Here is a 24,914-nt window from a genome sequence, read left to right on the forward strand (position 1 = left end):
AGTACAGTTGGGAGGGGGATAGGCGCATTTGGGGAGGAAGTCCAGTTTTTATTTGGTGTTTGGGGTAAGATAGTTGTTATCAGATGAGTTTATACTCTTCGAAAATCAAATTCAAACCACGTCAACGTCGCCTTGCCGTATATATGTGACTGACTTCGTCAGTCTTATATACAACCTCAAAACAGTGTTTTGAGCAGCCTGCGGCTAGTTTCCTAGTTTGCTCTTTGATTTTCATTGAGTATTAGGGAAAAGGAGATGAATATGAAATTTGGGAAACGTCACTATCGTCCGCAGGTGGATCAGATGGACTGCGGTGTAGCTTCATTGGCCATGATTTTTGGCTACTATGGTAGTTACTATTCTTTGGCTCACTTGCGTGAATTAGCCAAGACGACCATGGATGGGACGACGGCTTTGGGCTTGGTCAAGGTGGCAGAGGAGATTGGCTTTGAGACGCGAGCGATCAAGGCGGATATGACACTCTTTGACTTGCCAGATTTGACCTTTCCTTTTGTTGCCCATGTGCTTAAGGAAGGGAAATTGCTCCACTACTATGTGGTGACTGGGCAGGATAAGGACAGCATTCATATTGCTGATCCAGATCCTGGGGTGAAATTGACCAAACTGCCACGTGAGCGTTTTGCGGAAGAATGGACAGGAGTGACTCTGTTTATGGCACCTAGTCCAGACTACAAGCCTCATAAGGATCAAAAGAATGGCCTGCTTTCTTTTATCCCTATATTAGTGAAGCAGCGTGGCTTGATTGCCAATATCGTTTTGGCGACACTCTTGGTAACCTTGATTAATATTGTGGGTTCTTATTATCTGCAGTCTATCATTGATACCTATGTACCAGATCAGATGCGTTCGACGCTGGGGATCATTTCTATTGGGCTGGTGATTGTTTATATTCTTCAGCAGATCTTGTCTTACGCTCAGGAGTATCTCTTACTTGTTTTGGGGCAACGCCTGTCGATTGACGTGATTTTATCCTATATCAAGCATATTTTTCACCTGCCTATGTCCTTCTTTGCGACACGCAGAACAGGGGAAATCGTGTCTCGTTTTACAGATGCTAACAGTATTATCGATGCGCTGGCTTCGACCATTCTTTCGATTTTCCTAGATGTGTCAACGGTTGTCATTATTTCCCTTGTTTTATTTTCACAAAATACCAATCTCTTTTTCATGACTTTATTGGCACTTCCTATCTATACAGTGATTATCTTTGCCTTTATGAAGCCGTTTGAAAAGATGAATCGGGATACCATGGAAGCCAATGCGGTTCTGTCTTCTTCTATCATCGAGGACATCAACGGTATTGAGACTATCAAGTCCTTGACCAGTGAAAGTTCACGCTACCAAAAGATTGACAAGGAATTTGTGGATTATCTGAAAAAATCCTTTACCTATAGTCGAGCAGAGAGTCAGCAAAAGGCTCTGAAAAAAGTTGCCCATCTCTTGCTCAATGTCGGCATTCTCTGGATGGGAGCTGTTCTGGTCATGGATGGCAAGATGAGTTTAGGGCAGTTGATTACCTATAATACCTTGCTTGTTTACTTTACAAATCCTTTGGAAAATATCATCAACCTACAAACCAAACTTCAGACAGCGCAGGTCGCCAATAACCGTCTGAATGAGGTTTATCTGGTAGCTTCGGAGTTTGAGGAGAAGAAAACGGTTGAGGATTTGAGTTTGATGAAGGGAGATATGACCTTCAAGCAGGTTTCCTACAAGTATGGCTATGGTCGAGACGTCTTGTCAGATATCAATTTGACCATTCCCCAAGGTTCTAAGGTGGCTTTTGTGGGGATTTCGGGGTCAGGTAAGACGACCTTGGCCAAGATGATGGTTAATTTTTACGACCCAAGTCAGGGAGAGATTAGTCTGGGTGGTGTCAATCTCAATCAGATTGATAAAAAGACTCTGCGCCAGTATATTAACTATCTGCCTCAACAGCCCTATGTCTTTAACGGAACGATTTTGGAGAATCTTCTCCTTGGAGCCAAGGAAGGGACGACTCAAAAGGATATCTTACGGGCGGTCGAATTGGCAGAGATTCGGGAGGACATTGAGCGCATGCCACTGAATTACCAGACAGAATTGACTTCGGATGGGGCAGGGATCTCAGGTGGTCAACGTCAGAGAATTGCTCTGGCGCGTGCTCTCTTGACAGATGCGCCGGTCTTGATTTTGGATGAGGCAACTAGCAGTTTGGATATTTTAACAGAGAAGCGGATTGTCGATAATCTCATGGCTTTAGACAAGACCTTGATTTTCATTGCTCACCGCTTGACCATTGCAGAGCGGACAGAGAAGGTGGTTGTTTTGGATCAGGGCAAGATTGTTGAAGAAGGAAAACATGCTGATTTGCTTGCACAGGGTGGTTTTTACGCACATTTGGTGAATAGCTAGAAAGAGGAGAGAATGAAACCAGAATTTTTAGAAAGTGCGGAGTTTTATAATCGTCGTTACCATAATTTTTCCAGTCGGGTGATTGTCCCCATGTCCCTTCTGCTCGTGTTTTTACTTGGCTTTGCAATATTTGCAGAGAAGGAGATGAGTTTGTCTACTAGAGCGACTGTCGAACCTAGTCGTATCCTTGCAAATATCCAGTCAACTAGCAATAATCGCATTCTTGTTAATCATTTGGAAGAAAATAAGCTGGTTAAAAAGGGAGAACTGTTGGTTCAATATCAAGAAGGGGCAGAGGGTGTCCAAGCGGAGGCCTATGCTAGTCAGTTGGACATGCTCAAGGATCAAAAAAAGCAATTGGAGTATTTGCAAAAGAGTCTGCAAGAAGGGGAGAACCACTTTCCAGAGGAGGATAAGTTTGGCTACCAAGCCACCTTTCGCGACTATCTCAGCCAAGCGGCTAGTCTTAGGGCTAGTACATCGCAACAAAATGAGACCATCGCGTCCCAGAATGCAGCAGCTAGTCAAACCCAAGCCGAAATCGGCAATCTCATCAGGCAAACAGAAGCTAAAATTCGCGATTACCAGACAGCTAAGTCAGCTATTGAAACAGGTGCTTCCTTGGCCAGTCAGAATCTAGCCTACTCTCTCTACCAGTCCTACAAGTCTCAGGGCGAGGAAAATCCGCAAGCTAAATCTCAGGCTGTTGCGCAGGTTGAAGCGCAGCTTTCTCAGTTAGAATCTAGTCTTGCTACTTACCGTGTTCAGTATGCAGGTTCAGGTACCCAGCAAGCCTATGCGTCAGGCTTAAGCAATCAATTAGAGTCCCTTAAATCCCAACATTTGGCTAAGGTCGGTCAGGAATTGACCCTTCTAGACCAGAAAATCTTGGAGGCAGAGTCAGGTAAGAAGGTACAGGGAAATCTTTTAGACAAGGGGAAAATTACGGCGAGTGAGGATGGGGTGCTTCATCTTAATCCTGAGACCAGTGATTCTACCATGGTAGCAGAAGGTACCCTACTAGCCCAACTCTATCCGTCCTTGGAAAAAGAAGGGAAAGCCAAACTAACAGCTTATCTTAGTTCAAAGGATGTAGCAAGGATCAAGGTCGGTGATTCTGTTCGCTATACGACGACTCATGATGCCAAGAATCAACTTTTCCTAGATTCTACTATTACAAGTATTGATGCGACAGCTACTAAGACTGAAAAAGGGAATTTCTTTAAAATCGAGGCGGAGACTAATCTAACTTCGGAGCAGGCTGAAAAACTTCGATATGGGGTGGAAGGTCGCCTGCAGATGATTACGGGCAAGAAAAGTTACCTACGTTATTATTTGGATCAATTTTTGAACAAAGAGTAATGTTCGTATTTTTAGAGTTAAATGATTTTAAAACTGTGAGAAAGATCCTTCTTGCAGTTTTTTCTTTATGATTTTTGAGGTTGATACGTTATTTATTCGGTTAAATTCTTGTAATTTTAGGTTTTTTATGGTAGAATGTGCTCAAGTAATACGAAAGGCGAACTTTAAAATGTCAAAACAATTGATCTATTCGGGAAAAGCTAAAGATATCTATACAACTGAGGATGAAAATCTTATTATTTCAACTTACAAGGACCAGGCGACTGCTTTCAATGGTGTCAAGAAGGAGCAGATTGCAGGTAAGGGAGTGTTGAATAATCAGATTTCATCTTTTATTTTTGAGAAATTAAATGCGGCTGGTGTGGCGACTCACTTTGTGGAGAAGCTTTCGGACACGGAACAACTCAATAAAAATGTTAAGATTATTCCTTTGGAAGTTGTGCTCCGCAACTATACTGCTGGTTCCTTTTCAAAACGTTTTGGCGTAGACGAAGGAATCGCCTTGGAGACTCCGATTGTCGAATTTTACTACAAAAATGATGATTTGGATGATCCATTTATCAATGATGAGCATGTGAAATTCCTACAGATTGCCGATGATCAGCAGATTGCCTACTTGAAGGAAGAAACTCGTCGTATCAATGAACTTTTGAAGGTCTGGTTTGCTGAGATTGGGCTTAAGTTGATTGACTTTAAGCTAGAGTTCGGTTTTGACAAGGATGGCAAGATTATCTTGGCAGATGAATTTTCACCAGATAACTGCCGTTTGTGGGATGCGGATGGCAACCACATGGATAAGGATGTTTTCCGTAGAGGATTGGGAGAACTAACAGATGTTTACGAGATCGTCTGGGAAAAGTTGCAGGGGTTGAAATAATCTGTTTGCAACGGAAAACCTTCGTCTCTCAACTAAAAGGACTCAGGCTGAAAAGGTCCCCCAGACCTTTTCACTCCGTAGGGGATTAGGAGAACTAACAGACGTTTACGAAGTTGTCTGGGAGAAGTTGCAGGAATTGAAATAACAGCCTCAAGGCTGTTTAGGAATATTGCAAGAGCTGAAAAAAAGGAATAAGGATTGATGGATAAACGTATTTTTGTTGAAAAAAAGGCTGATTTTCAGGTCAAGTCAGAGAGTTTGGTTAGAGAACTCCAGCACAACTTGGGACTTTCAAGTTTGAAAAGTATTCGTATTGTGCAAGTGTATGATGTATTTGATTTGGCAGAGGACTTGTTTGCGCCTGCGGAGAAACACATCTTCTCTGAGCAGGTGACGGATCATGTCTTGGATGAAGCGGCCGTGCAGGCGGATCTTGCCAACTATGCTTTCTTTGCCATTGAAAGCCTGCCTGGGCAATTTGATCAGCGTGCGGCTTCTTCACAGGAAGCCTTGCTTTTACTGGGAAGTTCGAGTGATGTAACAGTCAACACAGCCCAACTGTACTTGGTCAATAAAGATATTGATGCGACGGAGTTAGAAGCAGTCAAAAACTACTTGCTCAATCCAGTTGATTCTCGTTTCAAGGACATCACGACAGGGGTTGCCAAGCAGGAATTTTCAGAGTCGGACAAGACCATTCCCAAATTGACTTTCTTTGAAAGCTATACAGCAGAAGACTTTGCCCGCTACAAGGCCGAGCAAGGGATGGCTATGGAAGTGGATGATTTGCTCTTTATCCAAGACTACTTCAAGTCAATCGGGCGCGTGCCGACGGAAACAGAGCTCAAAGTTTTGGACACTTACTGGTCTGACCACTGCCGTCACACAACATTCGAGACTGAGTTGAAAAACATTGATTTTTCAGCTTCTAAATTCCAAAAACAATTGCAGTCAACATATGACAAGTATATTGCCATGCGTGATGAGTTGGGGCGTTCTGAAAAACCGCAAACCTTGATGGATATGGCGACTATTTTCGGTCGTTATGAGCGTATCAATGGTCGTTTGGATGACATGGAAGTGTCAGACGAAATCAATGCTTGTTCGGTCGAGATCGAAGTGGACGTTGATGGTGTCAAGGAACCTTGGCTCCTCATGTTCAAGAATGAAACCCACAACCACCCGACAGAAATCGAACCATTTGGTGGTGCTGCAACCTGTATCGGTGGTGCCATTCGTGACCCATTGTCAGGTCGTTCATATGTCTACCAAGCCATGCGTATCTCAGGTGCTGGTGATATTACAGCGCCGATTTCGGAAACGCGTGCTGGGAAATTGCCACAACAGGTCATTTCTAAGACAGCGGCTCACGGTTATTCTTCGTATGGGAACCAGATTGGGCTTGCGACGACCTACGTTCGTGAATATTTCCACTCAGGCTTTGTAGCTAAACGCATGGAGCTAGGTGCTGTTGTCGGTGCTGCTCCTAAGGGCAATGTTGTCCGTGAAAAACCGGAAGCGGGTGATGTGATTATCTTGCTCGGTGGTAAGACTGGACGTGATGGTGTCGGGGGTGCGACGGGATCTTCTAAGGTTCAAACGGTTGAGTCTGTAGAGACTGCTGGTGCTGAGGTTCAAAAGGGAAATGCTATCGAAGAGCGCAAGATTCAGCGTCTTTTCCGCAATGGTGCTGTCACTCGTCTCATCAAGAAATCCAATGACTTTGGAGCAGGCGGAGTCTGTGTGGCTATCGGTGAATTGGCAGATGGTCTTGAAATCGACCTTAATAAAGTGCCTCTTAAATACCAAGGTTTGAATGGTACAGAAATTGCCATCTCTGAATCACAAGAACGGATGGCGGTCGTGGTTCGTCCTGAAGACGTAGATACCTTTGTTGCCGAATGTAACAAAGAAAATATTGACGCTGTTGTGGTTGCGACAGTGACTGAAAAACCAAATCTTGTCATGCACTGGAATGGTGAAACGATTGTCGACTTGGAACGCCGTTTCCTTGATACAAACGGTGTGCGTGTAGTCGTTGATGCCAAGGTTGTGGACAAGGATGTCAAACTTCCAGAAGAGCGTACAACAAGCGCTGACACACTTGAAGCAGATACCCTTGCGGTTCTGTCTGATTTGAACCATGCGAGTCAAAAAGGATTGCAAACCATCTTTGACTGTTCGGTCGGTCGCTCAACGGTTAATCACCCACTTGGTGGTCGTTACCAACTCACACCAACTGAGGCATCTGTGCAGAAATTGCCAGTTCAACACGGTGTGACTCATACTGCGTCAGTCATGGCTCAAGGATTCAACCCATATGTAGCTGAATGGTCTCCATACCACGGTGCTGCCTATGGGGTTATCGAAGCAACTGCTCGTTTGGTGGCTGCTGGTGCAGACTGGTCTAAGGCTCGTTTTTCTTACCAAGAGTATTTCGAGCGCATGGATAAACAAGCTGAGCGTTTTGGTCAGCCAGTAGCAGCTCTCCTAGGCTCTATCGAAGCTCAGATTCAGCTTGGCTTGCCATCTATCGGTGGTAAGGACTCCATGTCTGGTACCTTTGAAGAATTGACGGTGCCACCAACCTTGGTTGCCTTTGGTGTGACAACAGCAGATAGCCGTAAGGTGCTTTCTCCCGAGTTCAAGACTGCTGGGGAAAATATTTATTACATTCCAGGTCAAGCATTGGCTCAAGAGATTGACTTCGATCTTATCAAATCTAACTTCGCTCAATTTGAAGCCCTTCAAAAGGCTTACAAAGTAACATCTGCATCAGCTGTTAAATACGGTGGTGTCGTTGAAAGCTTGGCTCTTGCTACCTTTGGAAATCATATCGGTGCAGAAGTAACCTTGCCTGAACTTAAAACAGCTTTGACAGCACAATTAGGTGGATTTGTCTTTACTTCTCCTGAAGAAATTGCTGGAGTAGAGAAAATCGGTCAAACAAGTGCAGACTTTACACTCTTTGTCAACGGTGTGAAGCTAGATGGACACAAACTTGACAGTGCCTTCCAAGGAAAATTGGAAGAAGTTTACCCAACAGAATTTGCTCAAGCCAAAGAACTGGCTGAAGTACCAGCTGTTGCATCAGATGTTGTGATTAAAGCCAAAGAAAAGGTTGAAAAACCGGTAGTTTATATCCCAGTCTTCCCGGGCACCAATTCGGAATATGACTCAGCTAAGGCCTTTGAGAAAGAAGGTGCAGAGGTCAACTTGGTGCCATTTGTGACCTTGAATGAAGATGCTATTGTCAAGTCAGTCGAAACTATGGTTGACAACATCGGCAAGGCTAACATTCTCTTCTTTGCCGGTGGATTCTCAGCTGCGGATGAACCAGATGGTTCAGCCAAGTTCATTGTCAATATTCTGCTCAATGAAAAAGTCCGTGTAGCTATTGATAGCTTTATCGCCCGTGGTGGCTTGATTATTGGTATCTGTAATGGATTCCAGGCTTTGGTCAAATCAGGCCTCCTACCATACGGGAACTTCGAAGATGCTACTAGTACTAGCCCAACCCTCTTCTACAATGATGCCAACCAGCACGTAGCCAAGATGGTGGAAACTCGTATTGCCAATACCAACTCACCATGGTTGGCTGGCGTGCAGGTGGGTGATATCCACGCTATTCCTGTTTCGCACGGTGAAGGGAAGTTTGTCGTGACGGCTGAGGAATTTGCAGAGCTCCGTGACAATGGACAAATTTTCAGCCAATACGTTGACTTTGACGGAAAACCAAGCATGGACTCTAAGTACAATCCTAATGGTTCTGTAAATGCCATCGAAGGAATTACCAGCAAGAATGGTCAAATCATCGGTAAGATGGGACACTCAGAACGTTATGAAGACGGTCTTTTCCAAAACATCCCAGGAAATAAAGACCAACACCTATTCGCGTCAGCGGTGCGTTATTTCACAGGGAAATAAAAGGTATATAAAATGACATACGAAGTAAAATCTCTTAATGAAGAATGTGGTGTTTTCGGTATCTGGGGACATCCAGATGCTGCTAAATTGACCTATTTTGGTCTCCACAGTCTTCAGCACCGTGGTCAGGAGGGGGCAGGAATCCTCTCTAATGACCAAGGACAATTGAAGCGCCATCGTGACATGGGCCTTTTATCAGAAGTATTCAGAAATCCTGCTAATTTGGATAAATTGACAGGAACTGGTGCGATTGGGCATGTTCGTTACGCGACTGCTGGCGAAGCTTCTGTAGATAACATCCAGCCCTTCCTCTTCCGTTTTCATGATATGCAGTTTGGACTTGCTCACAACGGAAACTTGACCAATGCTGCCTCTCTCAAGAAAGAATTGGAGGAAAGAGGAGCGATTTTCAGCGCGACTTCGGACTCGGAAATCTTGGCTCACCTCATTCGTCGCAGTCACAATCCGAACTTGATGGGCAAAATCAAGGAGGCGCTCAGCCTAGTTAAAGGTGGTTTTGCCTATATTCTGCTGTTTGAGGACAAGTTGATTGCTGCTCTTGATCCTAATGGTTTCCGACCGCTTTCGATCGGGAAAATGGGCAACGGAGCGGTGGTGGTGTCCTCTGAAACTTGCGCTTTTGAAGTCATTGGTGCTGAGTGGATTCGTGATTTGAAGCCAGGTGAGATTGTGATCATTGATGACAAGGGCATCCAGTATGACAGCTATACAGATGATACCCAGTTGGCGATTTGTTCAATGGAGTATATCTACTTTGCTCGTCCTGATTCTAATATCCACGGTGTCAATGTTCATACAGCTCGTAAGCGTATGGGAGCGCAATTAGCGCGTGAATTTAAGCATGAGGCAGATATCGTGGTCGGTGTGCCCAATTCTTCCCTCAGCGCGGCTATGGGATTTGCAGAAGAATCTGGTCTGCCAAATGAAATGGGTCTGATCAAGAACCAATACACACAACGCACCTTTATCCAACCGACTCAAGAATTGCGGGAGCAAGGGGTGCGGATGAAACTCTCTGCTGTTTCGGGTGTTGTTAAAGGCAAGCGTGTGGCTATGATTGATGACTCTATTGTACGTGGAACAACCTCTCGTCGTATCGTTCAGCTTTTGAAAGAAGCAGGTGCTACTGAGGTTCACGTTGCTATCGGTAGTCCAGCGCTAGCTTATCCGTGCTTCTACGGGATTGATATCCAGACCCGTCAGGAACTGATTGCGGCTAATCATACGGTCGAAGAAACTCGCCAAATCATTGGAGCCGACAGTCTGACCTATCTTTCTGTTGAGGGATTGATTGATTCGATTGGTATTGAAACAGACGCACCAAATGGTGGTCTCTGTGTCGCTTACTTTGACGGTGACTACCCAACACCTCTCTACGACTATGAAGAAGACTATCGTCGGAGTTTGGAAGAGAAGACTAGTTTTTACAAGTAGGCGTCAGATTCTCCATTAAAGAAAAGAAATAAATAAGTGACAAATAAAAATGCTTATGCCTCACGTCTCACTACTGACGAAAAGCTAAAGCATTTGTCAGTAGACGCTTTCTCCTATGGGACCAAAGCTAGAGACCTGACTAGTATTTTTAGATAAAATAATTGTTTATCTAAAAATACGTCGCAGTCTTTCTCAAAAAAAGAAAAGGATTAAAAAATGACAAATAAGAATGCGTACGCTCAATCGGGTGTAGACGTTGAAGCGGGTTATGAAGTTGTTGAACGGATTAAAAAGCACGTGGCTCGTACGGAGCGTGCAGGTGTCATGGGAGCTCTTGGTGGTTTTGGTGGCATGTTTGACCTTTCAAAAACAGGGGTTAAAGAACCCGTCTTGATTTCAGGGACTGACGGTGTTGGAACCAAGCTCATGCTGGCAATTAAGTACGACAAGCACGATACCATCGGTCAGGACTGTGTGGCCATGTGTGTCAACGACATCATCGCTGCAGGTGCGGAGCCCCTCTATTTTCTTGACTATGTCGCAACTGGTAAGAATGAACCAGCCAAGCTAGAACAAGTAGTCGCTGGTGTTGCAGAAGGTTGTGTGCAGGCAGGTGCTGCTCTTATCGGTGGGGAAACAGCTGAAATGCCTGGTATGTACGGCGCAGATGATTACGATCTAGCTGGTTTTGCAGTCGGCGTGGCTGAAAAATCTCAAATCATTGATGGTACAAAAGTAGCTGAAGGCGATGTCCTTCTCGGACTTGCTTCAAGTGGTATTCACTCAAATGGTTACTCACTCGTTCGTCGTGTCTTTGCGGACTATACAGGTGAGGAAGTCTTGCCAGAATTGGAAGGCAAGAAACTCAAGGACGTTCTTCTTGAGCCGACTCGTATCTATGTCAAGGCTGTTTTGCCGCTCATCAAGGAAGAGTTGGTCAACGGTATTGCTCACATCACAGGTGGTGGCTTTATCGAAAATGTCCCTCGTATGTTTGCTGATGACTTGGCTGCAGAGATTGAGGAAAGCAAAGTTCCAGTGCTTCCGATTTTCAAAGCTCTTGAAAAATACGGTCAGATCAAGCACGAAGAAATGTTTGAAATCTTCAATATGGGTGTGGGCCTCATGTTGGCAGTTAGCCCTGAAAATGTAGGTCGAGTCAAGGAATTGCTGGATGAACCAGTCTATGAAATTGGTCGCATCGTCAAGAAAGAAAACGAAAGTGTCATCATCAAATGAAAAAAATAGCGGTTTTTGCCTCTGGTAATGGCTCAAATTTTCAGGTGATTGCCGAAGAATTTCCGGTGGAGTTTGTTTTTTCAGACCATCGTGACGCCTATGTGCTGGAACGTGCAGACAAGCTCGGCGTCCTGTCCTATGCTTTTGAACTCAAGGAGTTTGAGAACAAGGCGGACTACGAAGCAGCTCTTGTCGAGCTCTTGGAAGAACACCAGATTGACTTGGTTTGTTTGGCGGGTTATATGAAAATCGTCGGCCCAACCTTATTGGCGGCTTATGAAGGTCGAATTATCAACATTCATCCGGCCTACCTGCCAGAATTTCCAGGAGCTCATGGGATTGAGGATGCTTGGGATGCTGGTGTCGCTGAGAGTGGCGTGACCATTCACTGGGTGGACTCAGGTGTGGATACAGGAAAGGTCATCAAACAAGTCCGTGTACCACGTCTAGTTGGTGATACGATTGAAAACTTTGAAGCTCGCATTCATGAAGCGGAGTACAAGTTGTATCCAGAGGTGCTGGATAGCTTGGGAGTAGAGAGAAAGGTTTCTTTAACGTGGGGAAAATAAAAACATATATAAGTAAGCATGTATTTCAGACAGTCTTTGTGGTTACAGTGATATTGTTTATAATTGACTTGACGAATATAGCAAGGAGTATTCCCATCTTGAGTAATATATCAGAAAGTTATGATTGGTTGGGATATTTTGGGGCTATTATTGGAGTTTATGCTACTGTAAAAATTTTTGAACTAACTTTAGCAAATGATAGGAACAATCGTCAAAGAGACTTTGAAGCTAATCAACAGACTATTATAAATGAACGAAGATTAAGTAATCTACCTTGGTTATCAATTAGAGTATTAAGACCGTCTGATACTACGTTAGAAAAAGTAAGAGCATCTCATTTTCTCTATTTAGAAATTGAGAATGTAGGTCTTAACCACGCGATAGTAACACATAAGAAAGAGGATTATGCTCCAACTGAAGAGTTATCGGAAGGCTATGGCGATGTTGTAGAAAATGTAGAGAGTTTTAAAATTATCAAAAAGGACTGTAAGAAAAAAATTATTTTTCCAATTACAGATTCTAGTATAACTGAATTTAGAATTTATTATATGGATATCTATAAAAATTATTATTATAATACTTATGAAATAAATCCTGAAAGGTTCGTACAGTCCCAATATAATTCTGCCTACTATCATCATGGTACTCTGACAATAAAAAAAATATCTGAGTATGATTCAGATAGATTAAGTATGGTTTAAATGCTTATACTAAATGAAAGGAACTAAAATGACTAAACGCGCACTAATCAGTGTCTCAGACAAAGCGGGCATTGTTGCATTTGCCCAAGAACTTAAAAAACTTGGTTGGGAGATTATCTCTACAGGTGGGACAAAGGTTACCCTTGATAATGCTGGGGTGGAGACCATTGCGATCGATGATGTGACTGGTTTTCCAGAGATGATGGACGGTCGCGTCAAGACTCTCCACCCAAATATCCACGGAGGTCTCTTAGCTCGTCGTGACTTGGATAGTCACCTAGAAGCGGCTAAGGAGAATCAGATCGAGCTCATTGACCTTGTAGTGGTCAACCTCTATCCTTTCAAGGAAACCATTCTCAAACCAGATGTGACTTATGCTGATGCCGTTGAAAACATCGATATTGGTGGTCCATCAATGCTTCGTTCAGCAGCTAAAAACCACGCTAGCGTAACAGTTGTGGTAGATCCTTCTGACTATGCTGATGTGCTTGACGAATTGTCAGCAAATGGTGAAACAAGTTACGAAACTCGCCAACGTTTAGCAGCTAAGGTTTTCCGTCACACAGCGGCTTATGATGCCTTGATTGCAGAATATTTCACAGCTCGAGTGGGTGAAGCAAAACCAGAAAAGCTCACTTTGACCTATGACCTCAAACAAGCCATGCGCTATGGGGAAAATCCTCAGCAGGACGCTGACTTCTACCAAAAAGCTTTGCCGACTGACTATTCGATTGCTTCAGCGAAACAGCTTAACGGTAAGGAATTGTCCTTTAATAACATTCGTGACGCGGATGCGGCCATCCGTATTATCCGTGATTTCAAAGATCGCCCAACCGTTGTGGCTCTCAAACACATGAACCCATGTGGAATTGGTCAAGCTGATGACATCGAAACTGCTTGGGACTATGCTTATGAGTCTGACCCAGTGTCTATCTTTGGTGGAATTGTCGTCCTTAACCGTGAGGTGGATGCTGCGACAGCTGAGAAGATGCACGGCGTTTTCCTCGAGATCATCATCGCACCGAGCTACTCAGACGAAGCACTTGAAATCTTGACAACTAAGAAGAAAAACTTGCGCATCCTTGCCTTGCCATTCGACGCTCAAGATGCCAGTGAAGTGGAAGCAGAATACACAGGTGTTGTCGGTGGACTACTTGTACAAAATCAAGACGTGGTCAAGGAAAGTCCAGCTGACTGGCAAGTGGTGACCAAACGCCAGCCAACCGAAACAGAAGCAACTGCTCTTGAATTTGCTTGGAAGGCTATCAAGTACGTCAAATCAAATGGAATCATCGTGACTAATGATCACATGACACTTGGTGTTGGCCCAGGTCAAACCAACCGTGTGGCTTCAGTTCGTATTGCTATTGACCAAGCTAAAGACCGTCTTGACGGCGCAGTCCTTGCTTCTGATGCCTTCTTCCCATTTGCGGATAACGTGGAAGAAATCGCCAAAGCAGGAATCAAGGCCATCATCCAGCCAGGTGGCTCTGTCCGTGATCAGGAATCCATCGAAGCTGCTGACAAATACGGCTTGACTATGGTCTTCACAGGAGTGAGACATTTTAGACATTAATTTTTGAAATAATGGAGTGTGGTTGGGAAAAAAGTCCATGAAATCAGAAAAACGCATAGTATCAGGTGTTGAAAAAACTTGAAACTGTACTGACCCCAAAAAGTTAGACAATTAATTTATCCGAAGGATTTAGTTCTGTATTGTACAGGGCTAAGTCCTTTTAGTTTTACCTTAATTCGTTTGTTGTTGTAGTAATCGATATAGTCTATAATAGCTTGTTCCAATTGATTAAGTGATTTAAAGTTTTTCTCATGGCCATAAAACATTTCGGATTTTAAAATGCCAAAGAAAGATTCCATCATACCGTTGTCTGGGCTGTTGCCCTTTCGTGACATGGATGCTTGAATTCCCTTACTCTCTAGGAACCGATGATAAGAATCGTGTTGGTATTGCCAACCTTGGTCACTATGGAGAATCGTATTCTCGTAGTGTTTCTCTGTGAAGGCCTGTTCCAACATCTTTTTTACTTGTTCTAAATTAGGAGAACAAGAAAGATTAAAAGCAATAATTTCGCTGTTAAATCCATCTAAAACAGGCGATAAATACAATTTCTGCGTGCTATTTGGAATGGCAAACTCTGTCACATCCGTATAACACTTTTCCATTGGTCTCGATGCTTCAAACTGGCGTTGAATGATATTCTCTGCTTTCTTGCCAATCTCTCCTTGGTAGGAAGAATACTTTCGTTTACGGCGAATTCGAGCACTTAAACCAAGGATTTTCATCAGACGTTGGACCTTCTTATGGTTTACTATATGACCACGATTCCTCAATTCAAGAGTTATTCGGCGATAGCCATAATTTCCTTTGTGCTCAGTAAAAATAGCTTGAATTTCAGCTTTAAGATCTTTATCTTTGTCAAGCCCATCTAGTTCCTTCAACTGATAATAGTAAGTTGAGCTAGGTAAACGAGTCACTTCAAGAAGTAAATCTAGTCGAAATCCTCCTGAAGCCATTTCTCTAATTGTCTCTGCCTTTCTCGCTGTATGGCTTCGTCCCTGTCTTCCAGCTCTTTTAACTTTTTTAAGTAAGCCACCTCAGTACGTAAGCGTTCATTCTCCTCTTGGAGTCGCTCTAGTTCTGTCATTTCATCCCAAGTTTTCTTCCGTTTACGTCCCATTTTAGTTGGTCTCCCTCTTGTTTTCTCAACAATAGTATACCCGTTTTTCTTGTATTGTGCTAGCCAATTAAGAAGTATCGTACGACTTGGGAGGCCGTATTCAAGAGAAACTCTATCTTTAGTCCAGCCTTCATGTAAGACTTTATTAATCATTTCTTGCTTTAAATCAGGAGAATAGTAACGATTTTTTCCTTTTTTGACGAACTCTATTCCGTAACGATCAATCAATTTAATCATGTACCTAATATTAGAATTATTTATCCCAAATTTATTTGAAAGCTTCTCTAAGCTATATCCTTGTTTTCTAAGTTCATAGATCTGAACTTTATCATCATAAGTTAATTTCATAATAAAAACACCCCAAAAGTTAGATTTTTTCTGTCTAACTTTTGGGGTGCAGTTCAAAACCATGCGTTTTGTTATAGAAAGATTTACTTCATTTTCTACTAAAATTGAATTTTTTCCCCAACCTCGTTTTTTGAGAATAATTTAGTAGAAAAGTTAATTTTGACAAAATTAAAAGAGAAGTTTATAATGAGACTAAAATACGATATATTCTAGAAGAATAAAGACTATAATGACTTTATGAATTAATGATCAAGATAGTGATTTAATAAAAAATCTATATTCAGTTACATGGTTTGACTATTTCAGGGTTTGCTAGACAATCCATGTTAGAAAAAATTGAAGACGAATATGATTTACAGATTTTACGTCAAGCAATAGCAAAAGATGATGGTAGGAAAATCTCGCATGAGGATTTGATGAATGATTTTAGACTATTAGTTATCAAGTAACTTATACGTAACAAGTTCTCAAACAACTTAAAAAATTAGAAGCCTTTACTTTCTTAATCATTCTTTAATGGATTGGCACAAATTTAATGAATATAGCCAATCCTCGTCAACACGGAAAAGAATTAACATCTGAACGTTTGGGAGCTTAACACTATCATGTTGGAGATTATCGAATTCTCGCCGATATCAAAGAAGATGAAATAGTGATAGAAGTTCTTACTATGGGTCATAGAAGAGCTATTTATTTAATATTGTAGTCACAGTTTCTTTTGAAGTTCTAAGGATTAGTTGTGAATCTAGGATTTCAAAACTCTATATAGTTATGGGAAAACTTATTTTGAGTTGATAATCAAGTAAATCTTTCTATATTAAAAAGTACAATCTCAAGTTTTTAAATACCTAAATTGCCAAATTAAGTTAGACTTTTCAAGTAACTCAGAGAAACTTGGTACATTCTCGAAGAACCTGAGACAAAATAGTTCTCAGCCACAAAAAAGCTAGATATTTCCAATTGCGGAACTCTAGCTTTTTAATTTTGAGTCGTTCTCTTATTGTATTTGAGGAGGTTATTGGCCATAAGTATCAATCCCATGTCAATTCTCACTTGACGCTTCCCTCTCAGATTACATCTCTTGTAACCCAAACAAGCCTTTATCTGCCCAAAGACAGGTTCCACATCAATCTTACGTTGAGCGAAAATCTGTCTTCCTTCGGGAGATAAAAGCGCCTGACATTCTTTAGCTTTCAAGTTTTGATAGCGTCCGTTCATATACAGTCCCTTTTGAGGGGCTGATTCAGGTTCATCAGCGTAGTAAACCTTGATTTCCTGTTGAAAGTCCGTCTGTGTTTTCTGATGTTTGATATGGTGAAAACGATAGCACCAGCTATCAGGATGTGTGTAGCTATCCTCCTTGTCATCATAGTGCCAATTCGCTAAGTTTCTAGCTGACTGTTTATACCCTCTCTTCTGTTCCTTGTCAAACATGGCATATTTAATCAGATGGTTCACCCCCTTTTCATCTAAACGAAGGAGGTTCTCTTCACTTCCATATCCAGCATCTGCGACAACTGTCTTCAAGTCATGCGGATAGGTTTCAAGGAATGGCAGAAGAGTCTTGGTGTCTGTCGGATTTGAGAAGACATCATAGTGAAGAACAAATTGGTTTTCAGTAGCGATTTGAAGATTATAAGCAGCCTTGAGTTGGCCATTTTTCATATAATCTTCTTTCATTCGCATAAAAGTGTCATCTGGATCGGTTTTGGAAAAGCTGTTGCGCCCTTCAAATGTCTCTTGATACTTCTTATACTTTTCAGCACGTACTGAAAAATCCTCCTTGACTTTACGCAAGACTTCCTTGAGTTTACGACGCGGGGTTTTACGTTCATCCTTCCCTTTAACGGGTGTCTCCTCAATGTCCTGGTTCAATTTTTTCAATTCTCCTTCAAGGACTTGAGCGAATGCAAGCAACTGCTCTGAGGAGATAGGCTCTTGTGTATCCAGTTCGATAGCTTGATAGATAAGGGGAGTGATTTCTTCTTGAAAATAGTTCTGTATCTGTTCTTGCAGTTTGGCGGAGAATTTCTCTGTCGCTTTCTTCCACACAAAACTATACTTGTTGGCATTGGCTTCAATCTTAGTCCCGTCAATAAACAGACAATTTAAGGTCACTAACTCTTCCATTTTTAAACGAAGATTGAGGTCCATGAAAAGATTACGTATGAGTTCTTCCATCTCTTCAGCGACTCGAAAACGATTGATGGTGCGGTAGCTGACAACCAACGGTCCTGTTAGGTACTGCATAGCGAGGTTTTCAATCATCATTTTTTCGATTTTTCGTCCAGAGAAAATCCCTTGTGAATAGGCAAATAGAAGAGTAGCTATAAGCATTTTAGGGTGATAAGACGGGCGACCAAAGGCATGATAGAAGGCATGGAAGTGACAATCCTCCAAGGTATTCACCACTTTTTCAATAGTAAAGATGAGATGGTCTTGTGGTAAGAAAGAACTGATTTCTAGTGGTAAAGTTGTTTGATTTGTGTTATAGTAAATATGCATGGGATAACCTTTCTAAATGGTTTATTAAGCAATTCTATTTTACCAAGACTATCGTAACCATGCAAAAAAGCAACGGCAAATCCGTTGCTTTTTTTGGAAATAAGGGACTATTGTCCCAGACTCTTTTTTACAAATTTATTAAGCTGTTTATATGAAAAATATTTCATATACGTTTTAAATAGGATACAAGCCTTGTTTTTTGGTATAATTAAAGAAAAAAGAAATGAAGATCATGAAAAAATTTCAAGTTTTTACTCCTTCTCAGTATGTTGAACAGATGTTAGATAGCGTTGATTATCAAGGTGATATAATCTTAAAAAAATATTTTCTTGAAAATTCGGTTGGTGAAGGGAATATACTATTAATAGCTGTAGAAAGATATATACAGTCAGCGCAAAGCGCAGATATTTCTCCAAGAGAACTGAAGAAAGATTTAGAACAATATTTTATTGGCTATGAGGTAGATAAGTCTGTAATCGATTCTTGTATATCTAATTTAAATAATCTAGTATTAAAATATGGATTGAGAGATGTAAAATGGGATATTCGAAATGAGGATTATCTTAAATCTATTTTAGAAGTTCAGGCTGATTATATTGTAGGTAATCCACCCTATATTACTTATCAAGAGCTTTTACTAGATCAAAGACAATATTTAAAATCAAATTTTCTTGCTTGTAAAATAGGGAAATTTGATTATTGTTATGCCTTTATTGAAAAGAGTATGAGAGATTTATCGAAAAAATCTGGGAAGATGGCTTACCTAATTCCAAATAGTATTTTTAAAAATGTATTTGCTCAAAACTTGAGAGATATGATAGTTACCAATATTAAAAATATTATCGATTATAAGCACACGCATATTTTTGGGAATGTTTTGACATCATCTGCGATTATTATTATTGATAATAATAACATAAACAATAAAGTTTTCTATAATGACATAGATAATAATGAAAGTTTCAAAATAGATAAAAAATTTTTAAGTGGTCAATGGTATTTTGGAGTTGATTCAAGAAAATGTGAATCAGATTTCAAGTTCGGAGATTTATTCAAAGTAGCGAACAGTGTTGCAACTTTATTAAACAGAGTGTTTGTGATATCCGATGATTTGAATGTTGAAGATGGAGTCGTTAGACCAGCAGCTAGTCCAAGGCGACTATCTAAAGGACTTGATGAAAGAATAATTTTTCCGTATGCTTATGTTGAAGGTCAGTTGAAGAGATATTCTGTTGAGGAATTTAAAAAAAGCTTCCCTAAAGCTTTTGATTATCTGCAAGATAATATGAGTGCTTTGAAAAAGAGGAAATCAGATGGGAGATGGTTTGAATATGGAAGAAGTCAAGGTCTTCATTTTTTAAATCAGAGAAAATTAATGATTTCATCAGTGATAACAGAAAAGGTAAATGTTTATGATTTGGATGAAAGAACAATTCCTTATTCTGGTTTTTATATTATTCCGACAGGAGACAGAACATTAGAATTTGCTAAACAAATTTTGGAGTCAGAAGAATTTTATAAGTATTTAGAAACTAGAGCAATTAATGCAAGTGGAAAATCACTTAGAATTTCTGTAAATGACATAAAGAATTATCCAGTAAACCTGTAGTGACTATCAAGGAGTGTAGTATGGTTAAAGAGGTTGCATTTAGTGTTAGTGCAAAAGCTGCTCGGTTAATAGGGCGAGAAAATATAACAGATGTTAGTGGCGCTTTGACAGAATTAGTGAAAAATTCGTATGATGCTGATGCGGAATCAGTATTAATCAATTACGATATACCTTTTCCTATTATTGAAGAAGGACAAGATATTAGTGATAATATCAATGTTCTATCTGCTGAAGACTTTGAATTTTTAAATAGTGAATATATAGAAAATAAAAACTCAGCCACTAAAATACGTATTTTTTCCAATGAAAATATTGAATTAGGTTCTAATGAAGAAAATAAAAAAATTAAATTAGAAACTGTTAAGGAAGTTCTTTCTAAATATAATCATATTTATATTGTTGATAATGGAACGGGAATGACTGAAGAAATTCTTTCTACAGTTTGGATGAATATAGGGACCAGCGATAAAGAGAAAAATACAACTAGTAAAAAAGGTAGGCAGAAAACAGGAGCAAAGGGGATTGGCAGGTTTTCTCTTGATAAGTTATCTACTGCTACTGAAGTCTATACTCGTCAAATAGATAATTCGCTTTATAGATGGAGATTAAATTGGGAATTATTTGAAAAAGCTGAACTGATTGATGATGTGAAGGCAGAATTAGAAATTATTGATGACAAGACTATGGCTCAGATTGCAGAAATGTTTATCAAGTCGAATGAGAATGAATTTATTGATTTTGAAAATAATTCTGGAACTATAATTCATTTGAATCCGATTAGAGATAATTGGTTTAATAGAGATTTTCGGAAAGTAAACAAAAATTTAAAAAGTATTAATCCACTGACTAGTACAGATCGTTTTGAAGTAAATGTGTTGAACAATTATGACCATAGTCTGGATTTTAAAACTTCCCAAGATCGTTTTGATAGAAAAAGATATGATTATAGAGTAAAGGCAGAGGTAAAGAATGGGGAGCTCAGTTTGCTTTTTGATAGAAATGAGCTTGATTTGTCATTGAAAATCATTGAAGTAACTAAAGGGGGTGAGAGTTTTTCTATAGATCTAGATTCTGAATTTTGGAGCGACAGTGCTTTTCAAAAGAAATTAACAAATAAGTCTAGCTTCGATAGTAGCATAGAATATTCGTTTAAAATTTCAGATATCATAGATTCTAATGATTTCTCTATCAGAGATATTGAAAGTATTGGTGATTTTACTACAGAACTCTTCTTTCTAAAGAGCGCAGCAAGTTCTATACCTATTTTGAAAAGGTTTAATGCTACCGAAAGAAAAAAGTGGTCTGAAAATTTTTCGGGTATAAAAATATATAGAGACAACTTTAAAGTACGCCCGTATGGAGATGATGGCAGATATTTTGATTGGCTGAGTCTGTCAGAGAGACAACAGAAGAATCCAGGTGCACCAACTAATAAAGCTCCTTGGAGGGTTTTGCCGTATCAAATTTTTGGAGAAGTACTAATTTCTAGAGAAGGAAATCCAAATTTAACAGATAGTGCCAATCGAGAAAGCCTAGTAGAAAACAGAGAATATTCTCTACTAAAAGAAATATTATTATTTATTATTGAACAATTTGAAGCAGATAGACAATATCCATTGCAAGTATTAGGGAATCTGATTGATCGCCGCTATGAGAAAATTCGTTCAGAAAAGAAAAAAATTTTTATGAAAGATATCAAAAGAAATTTATCAGAAGGGAAAGGGTCCGTTCCTGAAGATAGGTCCAGTGATACTGAAACTTCTTTTGATAGTAAAAATAATTCAGAAGATGAGTTTAATACTGAATTTAAAGATAGCGATATAGAGCAGGCCTTAGATAGAATTACTGGTGAATTTGAACAGAGTGAAATAATGAATATACTTATGTCATTGAGTTCATCCGGTGTAATGGCTTCGACTTTTGCTCATGAGATAAATGGAGTTGCAACTGATTTGGGTACTCGTAATGACCACTTAAAGATGTGCATGGATTCGATATTAGCTGAGAGTGATTATAGAGGTGAAAGCTTTTTAAATCCATACAAATTATTGCAATTTTATTCTGTAACTGACAGGTTATTGGCTGCGTGGTTATCAGTCATTATCACCCCTCTTGAGAAAGAGTCGAGAGAAGAAACTATTTCTAGTTTTGATTACGAATTACGTCATATTATACAATTGTGGAAACCGTTACTAGATTCTAAATTCATATCAATATATGAGGATTTTTCTGAATCAAAAATTACCCTCGACAATTTCAATAAATTAGATTTGTTTTTAATTTTAAATAATTTCATTTTAAATTCAGCTTATTATTTGGAAGAGAAGGATTCTGGTGAAAGGCGAATAGATATTTCTCTTGCTGAAACACAAAGTTTAATAATTCTTGAACTTTCAAATAATGGGAAAGAATTATCTGAAAAGTATAAAGCTAACCCAAATTATATTTTAAAACCAGGTATTACTACGAAGCCTGAAGATGAAGGAACTGGCTTAGGTATGTGGATTTTAAATGAGGCAGTGGAAAGAAATGGTGGCAGGACAGAAGTAATTTCGGATTTTAAAGGTTTCAAAATAAAGATTATATTTAGTAAACAAAAGGAGGTATAATAGTGATAAATATTGGAATTGTTGAAGATAAGGAGTCTGAACTTGATAATATAAAGAGGTGTTTTTATGGTTATTATAGGGGAGATTGTGGTTTTCAAGATTACATCATAGATGAATATGGGGAAAAAGAAGAATTAGTTAATAAAATTTTAGATGATATCTTAAATACTAGGATTGATGTATTAGTGGTAGACTATCTAATTTCTAGAGAAGGTTTTAAGATTGTGGGAAATGAAGTATATGAATCAGTAAAAAGACATATTCAAAATTTCCCCGTTATCATTCTTACACAATACGTTGACGATTCTCAAAGAAGTGAAATCATAGACCCGGATAAGGTTTATAGGAAAAGTATTTTTTTTGATATAAATACTCAAGAATCAAAGGATTCATTGAAGAACATAGATATAAGTATAAGAAACTTTCAAAGACAAAAAGAAAAAATAGAGCAAAAAATTTTGTACGAGCAACAAAAGATTAAGGATAGAGAGATCGATCCATCAGTTCTTATTAATCTATCTGAATTGGAGCTTAACTTAAATAAATATATAGTTTCTGATAGCGCAACTGAACTAGATAAATTGTTTGATACTAGTCAGTTAGAATGTGCAGTAAAACTTATAAAGGATCTAGGAGAATTGTAATATTTATGGAAAAGATTGGAGAATTTCGGTATCATAAAATTATACGGACTTGTCAGAAAAAATATAAAAATTATAAAAGTTATAAAAAAAATTTAAAAAAAGATTTCGAGAGTAAGTGTGCTTATTGTAATGTTTCAGACGAGCAAATTACGACCCCATTTGAAGTAGACCATTTTGTACCAAGTAAAATTTGTGAAGAATATAATAGGTGTGATTTGATTACCGATTACAGTAATCTGATATACTCTTGCAAGAAGTGTAATTTAGCCAAGAGTGATTTGTATAATGGAAGCAAAATCCCGGAAGAACTGTCTAATGATAGATTTTATAATCCTGTAGATGTTGATTATAATAATATATTTTACAGAAATATTATAGGTGGTATTGATTCGCAAGATATAAAAGGTCGAAATATGATTGTTGATTTGAAACTTTACCGAGTTTTTCATAATTATGCTTGGATTTCGGAAGAACTGTTTAGAGTACGTTCTGAAATCGATGCTAAAATTGATAAAATTCCAGCTGAAAATGAAAAGCGAATGAAATTATTGGAAGTTCATAGAATCGTAACTAATGAAGCTATAAAGTATAAGGAATTGTTTCAAAAAGTTTACAATAAGTGATTTTTATCGCATCACACCTGTGATGCGATTTTTTGAGGCTCTTTGTCAACTGTAGTGGGTTGAAGAAAAGCTAAGCTCGAGAAAGGACAAAATTTGCCCTTTCTTTTTTGATGTTCAGAGCAATAAAAATCCTTTTTTTGAAGTTTTCAAAGTTTCGAAATCCAAAGGCATTGCGCTTGATAAGTTTGATGAGATTATTGGTCGCTTCTAATTTGGCGTTTGAATAGGGTAGTTGAAGGGCATTGACAATTTTCTCTTTGTCCTTTAGAAAGGTTTTAAAGACAGTCTGAAAAAGAGGATGAACCTGCTTTATATTGTCCTCAATCAGTCCGAAAAATTTGTCTGCCTCTTTGTTCTGAAAGTGAAAAAGCAGGAGCTGGTAGAGATGATAGTGGTGTTTCAAGTCTTCTGAATAGTTCAAAAGCTTGTCTAGAATCTCTTTATTGGTCAAGTGCATACGAAAAGTAGGACGATAAAAACGTTTATCGCTAAGTTTACGACTATCCTGTTGGATGAGTTTCCAGTAGCGTTTGATAGCCTTGTATTCATGAGACTTTCGATGAAACTGATTTATGATTTGGACGCGCACACGACTCATAGCACGGCTTAGATGTTGTACAATATGGAAACGATCTAGAACGATTTTAGCACACGGAAAAAGTTTTCTAGCCAAGTCATAGTAGGGACTAAACATATCCATAGTAATGATTTTCACTCGACATCGGACTGCCCTATCATATTTAAGAAAGTGATTTCGGATAATAGCTTGTGTTCTACCTTCAAGAACAGCGGTGATATTGAGCTTTTCAAAATCTTGCGCAATGAAACTCATCTTTCCCTTTGTAAAGATATACTCGTCCCAGGACATAATCTGTGGAAGGCGAGAAAAATCATGTTTAAAGTGAAAGTCATTGAGCTTGCGAATAACAGTTGAAGTTGAAATGGACAGCTGATGAGCAATATCGGTCAAAGAAGTCTTTTCAATCAGCTTTTGAGCAATTTTTTGATTAATGATACGAGGGATTTGATGATTTTTCTTTACTAGAGGAGTCTCAGTGACCGTCATTTTAGAGCACTGATAGCACTTAAAACGGCGTTTTTTAAGGAGAATTCTAGTAGGCATACCAGTTGTTTCGAGGTAAGGAATTTTAGAAGTCTTTTGAAAGTCATATTTCTTCATTTGACTTCCACAATCAGGACAAGATGGGGCATCGTAGTCCAATTTAGCAATGATTTCCCTGAGTGTATCCCTATTGATGATATCTATAATTTGAATATTAGGGTCTTTAATGTCTAGTAATTTTGTGATAAAATGTAATTGTTCCATATGAATCT

At 39.4% G+C, this 24,914-nt stretch carries 18 protein-coding genes and 1 pseudogene; 16 read left to right on the plus strand and 3 right to left on the minus strand.

Annotated elements, in window-relative coordinates; translation table 11 throughout:
- The first annotated feature begins 261 nt into the window (after positions 1 to 261).
- From comA to purH, 10 genes are all read left to right on the plus strand, one after another.
- A complete protein-coding gene (comA, locus tag ACLV7W_RS00210; RefSeq protein WP_411865221.1) occupies positions 262 to 2,415 on the plus strand; it encodes a peptide cleavage/export ABC transporter ComA in 2,154 nt (717 codons plus the stop codon).
- A 12-nt stretch (positions 2,416 to 2,427) separates the two neighbouring features.
- Positions 2,428 to 3,777, plus strand: a complete 1,350-nt coding sequence (gene comB, locus ACLV7W_RS00215) for a competence pheromone export protein ComB (RefSeq protein ID WP_045610806.1) — start codon at positions 2,428 to 2,430, stop codon at positions 3,775 to 3,777.
- A gap of 169 nt (positions 3,778 to 3,946) precedes the next feature.
- Positions 3,947 to 4,654: a phosphoribosylaminoimidazolesuccinocarboxamide synthase gene (gene purC / locus ACLV7W_RS00220; protein ID WP_045610807.1), complete on the plus strand. Its 708-nt coding sequence runs from the start codon at positions 3,947 to 3,949 to the stop codon at positions 4,652 to 4,654.
- A 1-nt stretch (position 4,655) separates the two neighbouring features.
- Positions 4,656 to 4,799 (plus strand): phosphoribosylaminoimidazolesuccinocarboxamide synthase, encoded by a 144-nt coding sequence (locus tag ACLV7W_RS00225; protein WP_080890703.1) that lies wholly within the window; start codon positions 4,656 to 4,658, stop codon positions 4,797 to 4,799.
- A gap of 56 nt (positions 4,800 to 4,855) precedes the next feature.
- Positions 4,856 to 8,581 (plus strand): phosphoribosylformylglycinamidine synthase, encoded by a 3,726-nt coding sequence (locus tag ACLV7W_RS00230; protein WP_411865222.1) that lies wholly within the window; start codon positions 4,856 to 4,858, stop codon positions 8,579 to 8,581.
- A gap of 12 nt (positions 8,582 to 8,593) precedes the next feature.
- Complete coding sequence (gene purF / locus ACLV7W_RS00235; RefSeq protein WP_411865223.1) at positions 8,594 to 10,036, plus strand: amidophosphoribosyltransferase; 1,443 nt, start codon at positions 8,594 to 8,596, stop codon at positions 10,034 to 10,036.
- Positions 10,037 to 10,252: 216 nt separating this feature from the next.
- The gene (gene purM, locus ACLV7W_RS00240; RefSeq protein WP_411865224.1) at positions 10,253 to 11,275 is read left to right on the plus strand and encodes a phosphoribosylformylglycinamidine cyclo-ligase; all 1,023 of its coding nucleotides are present in this window, start codon (positions 10,253 to 10,255) and stop codon (positions 11,273 to 11,275) included.
- A complete protein-coding gene (gene purN, locus ACLV7W_RS00245; protein ID WP_411865225.1) occupies positions 11,272 to 11,844 on the plus strand; it encodes a phosphoribosylglycinamide formyltransferase in 573 nt (190 codons plus the stop codon). The genes purM and purN overlap by 4 nt, the downstream gene beginning before the upstream one ends.
- A gap of 98 nt (positions 11,845 to 11,942) precedes the next feature.
- Positions 11,943 to 12,545: a hypothetical protein gene (locus ACLV7W_RS00250; protein WP_411865226.1), complete on the plus strand. Its 603-nt coding sequence runs from the start codon at positions 11,943 to 11,945 to the stop codon at positions 12,543 to 12,545.
- 28 nt (positions 12,546 to 12,573) lie between these two features.
- Entirely contained in the window at positions 12,574 to 14,121 is a 1,548-nt protein-coding gene (gene purH, locus ACLV7W_RS00255) for a bifunctional phosphoribosylaminoimidazolecarboxamide formyltransferase/IMP cyclohydrolase (RefSeq protein ID WP_411865227.1), read from the plus strand.
- Positions 14,122 to 14,237: 116 nt separating this feature from the next.
- Here the strand turns inward: purH and ACLV7W_RS00260 are convergent.
- Positions 14,238 to 15,589, minus strand: a protein-coding gene (locus ACLV7W_RS00260; protein WP_411865217.1) for an IS3 family transposase whose coding sequence is annotated in 2 segments (ribosomal slippage) — positions 14,238 to 15,148 and positions 15,148 to 15,589 — 1,353 coding nt in all. Because the reading frame shifts where the segments join, the coding sequence is not laid out codon by codon here.
- Between the two features lie 241 nt (positions 15,590 to 15,830).
- Here ACLV7W_RS00260 and relB point away from each other — a divergent pair.
- Positions 15,831 to 16,038: pseudogene (gene relB / locus ACLV7W_RS00265) on the plus strand (type II toxin-antitoxin system RelB family antitoxin).
- Between the two features lie 529 nt (positions 16,039 to 16,567).
- Here the strand turns inward: relB and ACLV7W_RS00270 are convergent.
- Positions 16,568 to 18,094, minus strand: coding sequence for an IS1182 family transposase (locus tag ACLV7W_RS00270; protein WP_411865228.1), 1,527 nt, complete (start codon positions 18,092 to 18,094; stop codon positions 16,568 to 16,570).
- On the opposite strand from ACLV7W_RS00270, the gene ACLV7W_RS00275 reads away from it, so the two are divergent.
- The 5 genes from ACLV7W_RS00275 to ACLV7W_RS00295 all read left to right on the plus strand — a co-directional run bounded on the left by ACLV7W_RS00275 (position 18,055) and on the right by ACLV7W_RS00295 (position 23,579).
- Positions 18,055 to 18,249 carry a hypothetical protein gene (locus ACLV7W_RS00275; RefSeq protein WP_411865229.1) on the plus strand — a complete coding sequence of 65 codons (195 nt, stop codon included), beginning with the start codon at positions 18,055 to 18,057 and terminating at the stop codon, positions 18,247 to 18,249. The genes ACLV7W_RS00270 and ACLV7W_RS00275 overlap by 40 nt on opposite strands.
- A gap of 77 nt (positions 18,250 to 18,326) precedes the next feature.
- On the plus strand, positions 18,327 to 19,703 hold the full coding sequence (locus tag ACLV7W_RS00280) for an Eco57I restriction-modification methylase domain-containing protein (protein ID WP_153210067.1): 1,377 nt from the start codon (positions 18,327 to 18,329) through the stop codon (positions 19,701 to 19,703).
- A 20-nt stretch (positions 19,704 to 19,723) separates the two neighbouring features.
- Complete coding sequence (locus ACLV7W_RS00285) at positions 19,724 to 22,312, plus strand: ATP-binding protein (RefSeq protein ID WP_153210066.1); 2,589 nt, start codon at positions 19,724 to 19,726, stop codon at positions 22,310 to 22,312.
- A 2-nt stretch (positions 22,313 to 22,314) separates the two neighbouring features.
- Complete coding sequence (locus tag ACLV7W_RS00290; protein ID WP_125453292.1) at positions 22,315 to 22,956, plus strand: hypothetical protein; 642 nt, start codon at positions 22,315 to 22,317, stop codon at positions 22,954 to 22,956.
- Positions 22,957 to 22,961: 5 nt separating this feature from the next.
- Positions 22,962 to 23,579, plus strand: a complete 618-nt coding sequence (locus ACLV7W_RS00295; protein WP_125453291.1) for an HNH endonuclease — start codon at positions 22,962 to 22,964, stop codon at positions 23,577 to 23,579.
- A 70-nt stretch (positions 23,580 to 23,649) separates the two neighbouring features.
- Here the strand turns inward: ACLV7W_RS00295 and ACLV7W_RS00300 are convergent, their stop codons facing one another.
- Complete coding sequence (locus ACLV7W_RS00300; protein WP_411865230.1) at positions 23,650 to 24,906, minus strand: ISL3 family transposase; 1,257 nt, start codon at positions 24,904 to 24,906, stop codon at positions 23,650 to 23,652.
- Positions 24,907 to 24,914: the final 8 nt, after the last annotated feature.

It is taken from the genome of Streptococcus mitis, from assembly GCF_965111735.1.
GTDB lineage: Bacteria > Bacillota > Bacilli > Lactobacillales > Streptococcaceae > Streptococcus > Streptococcus mitis_DR.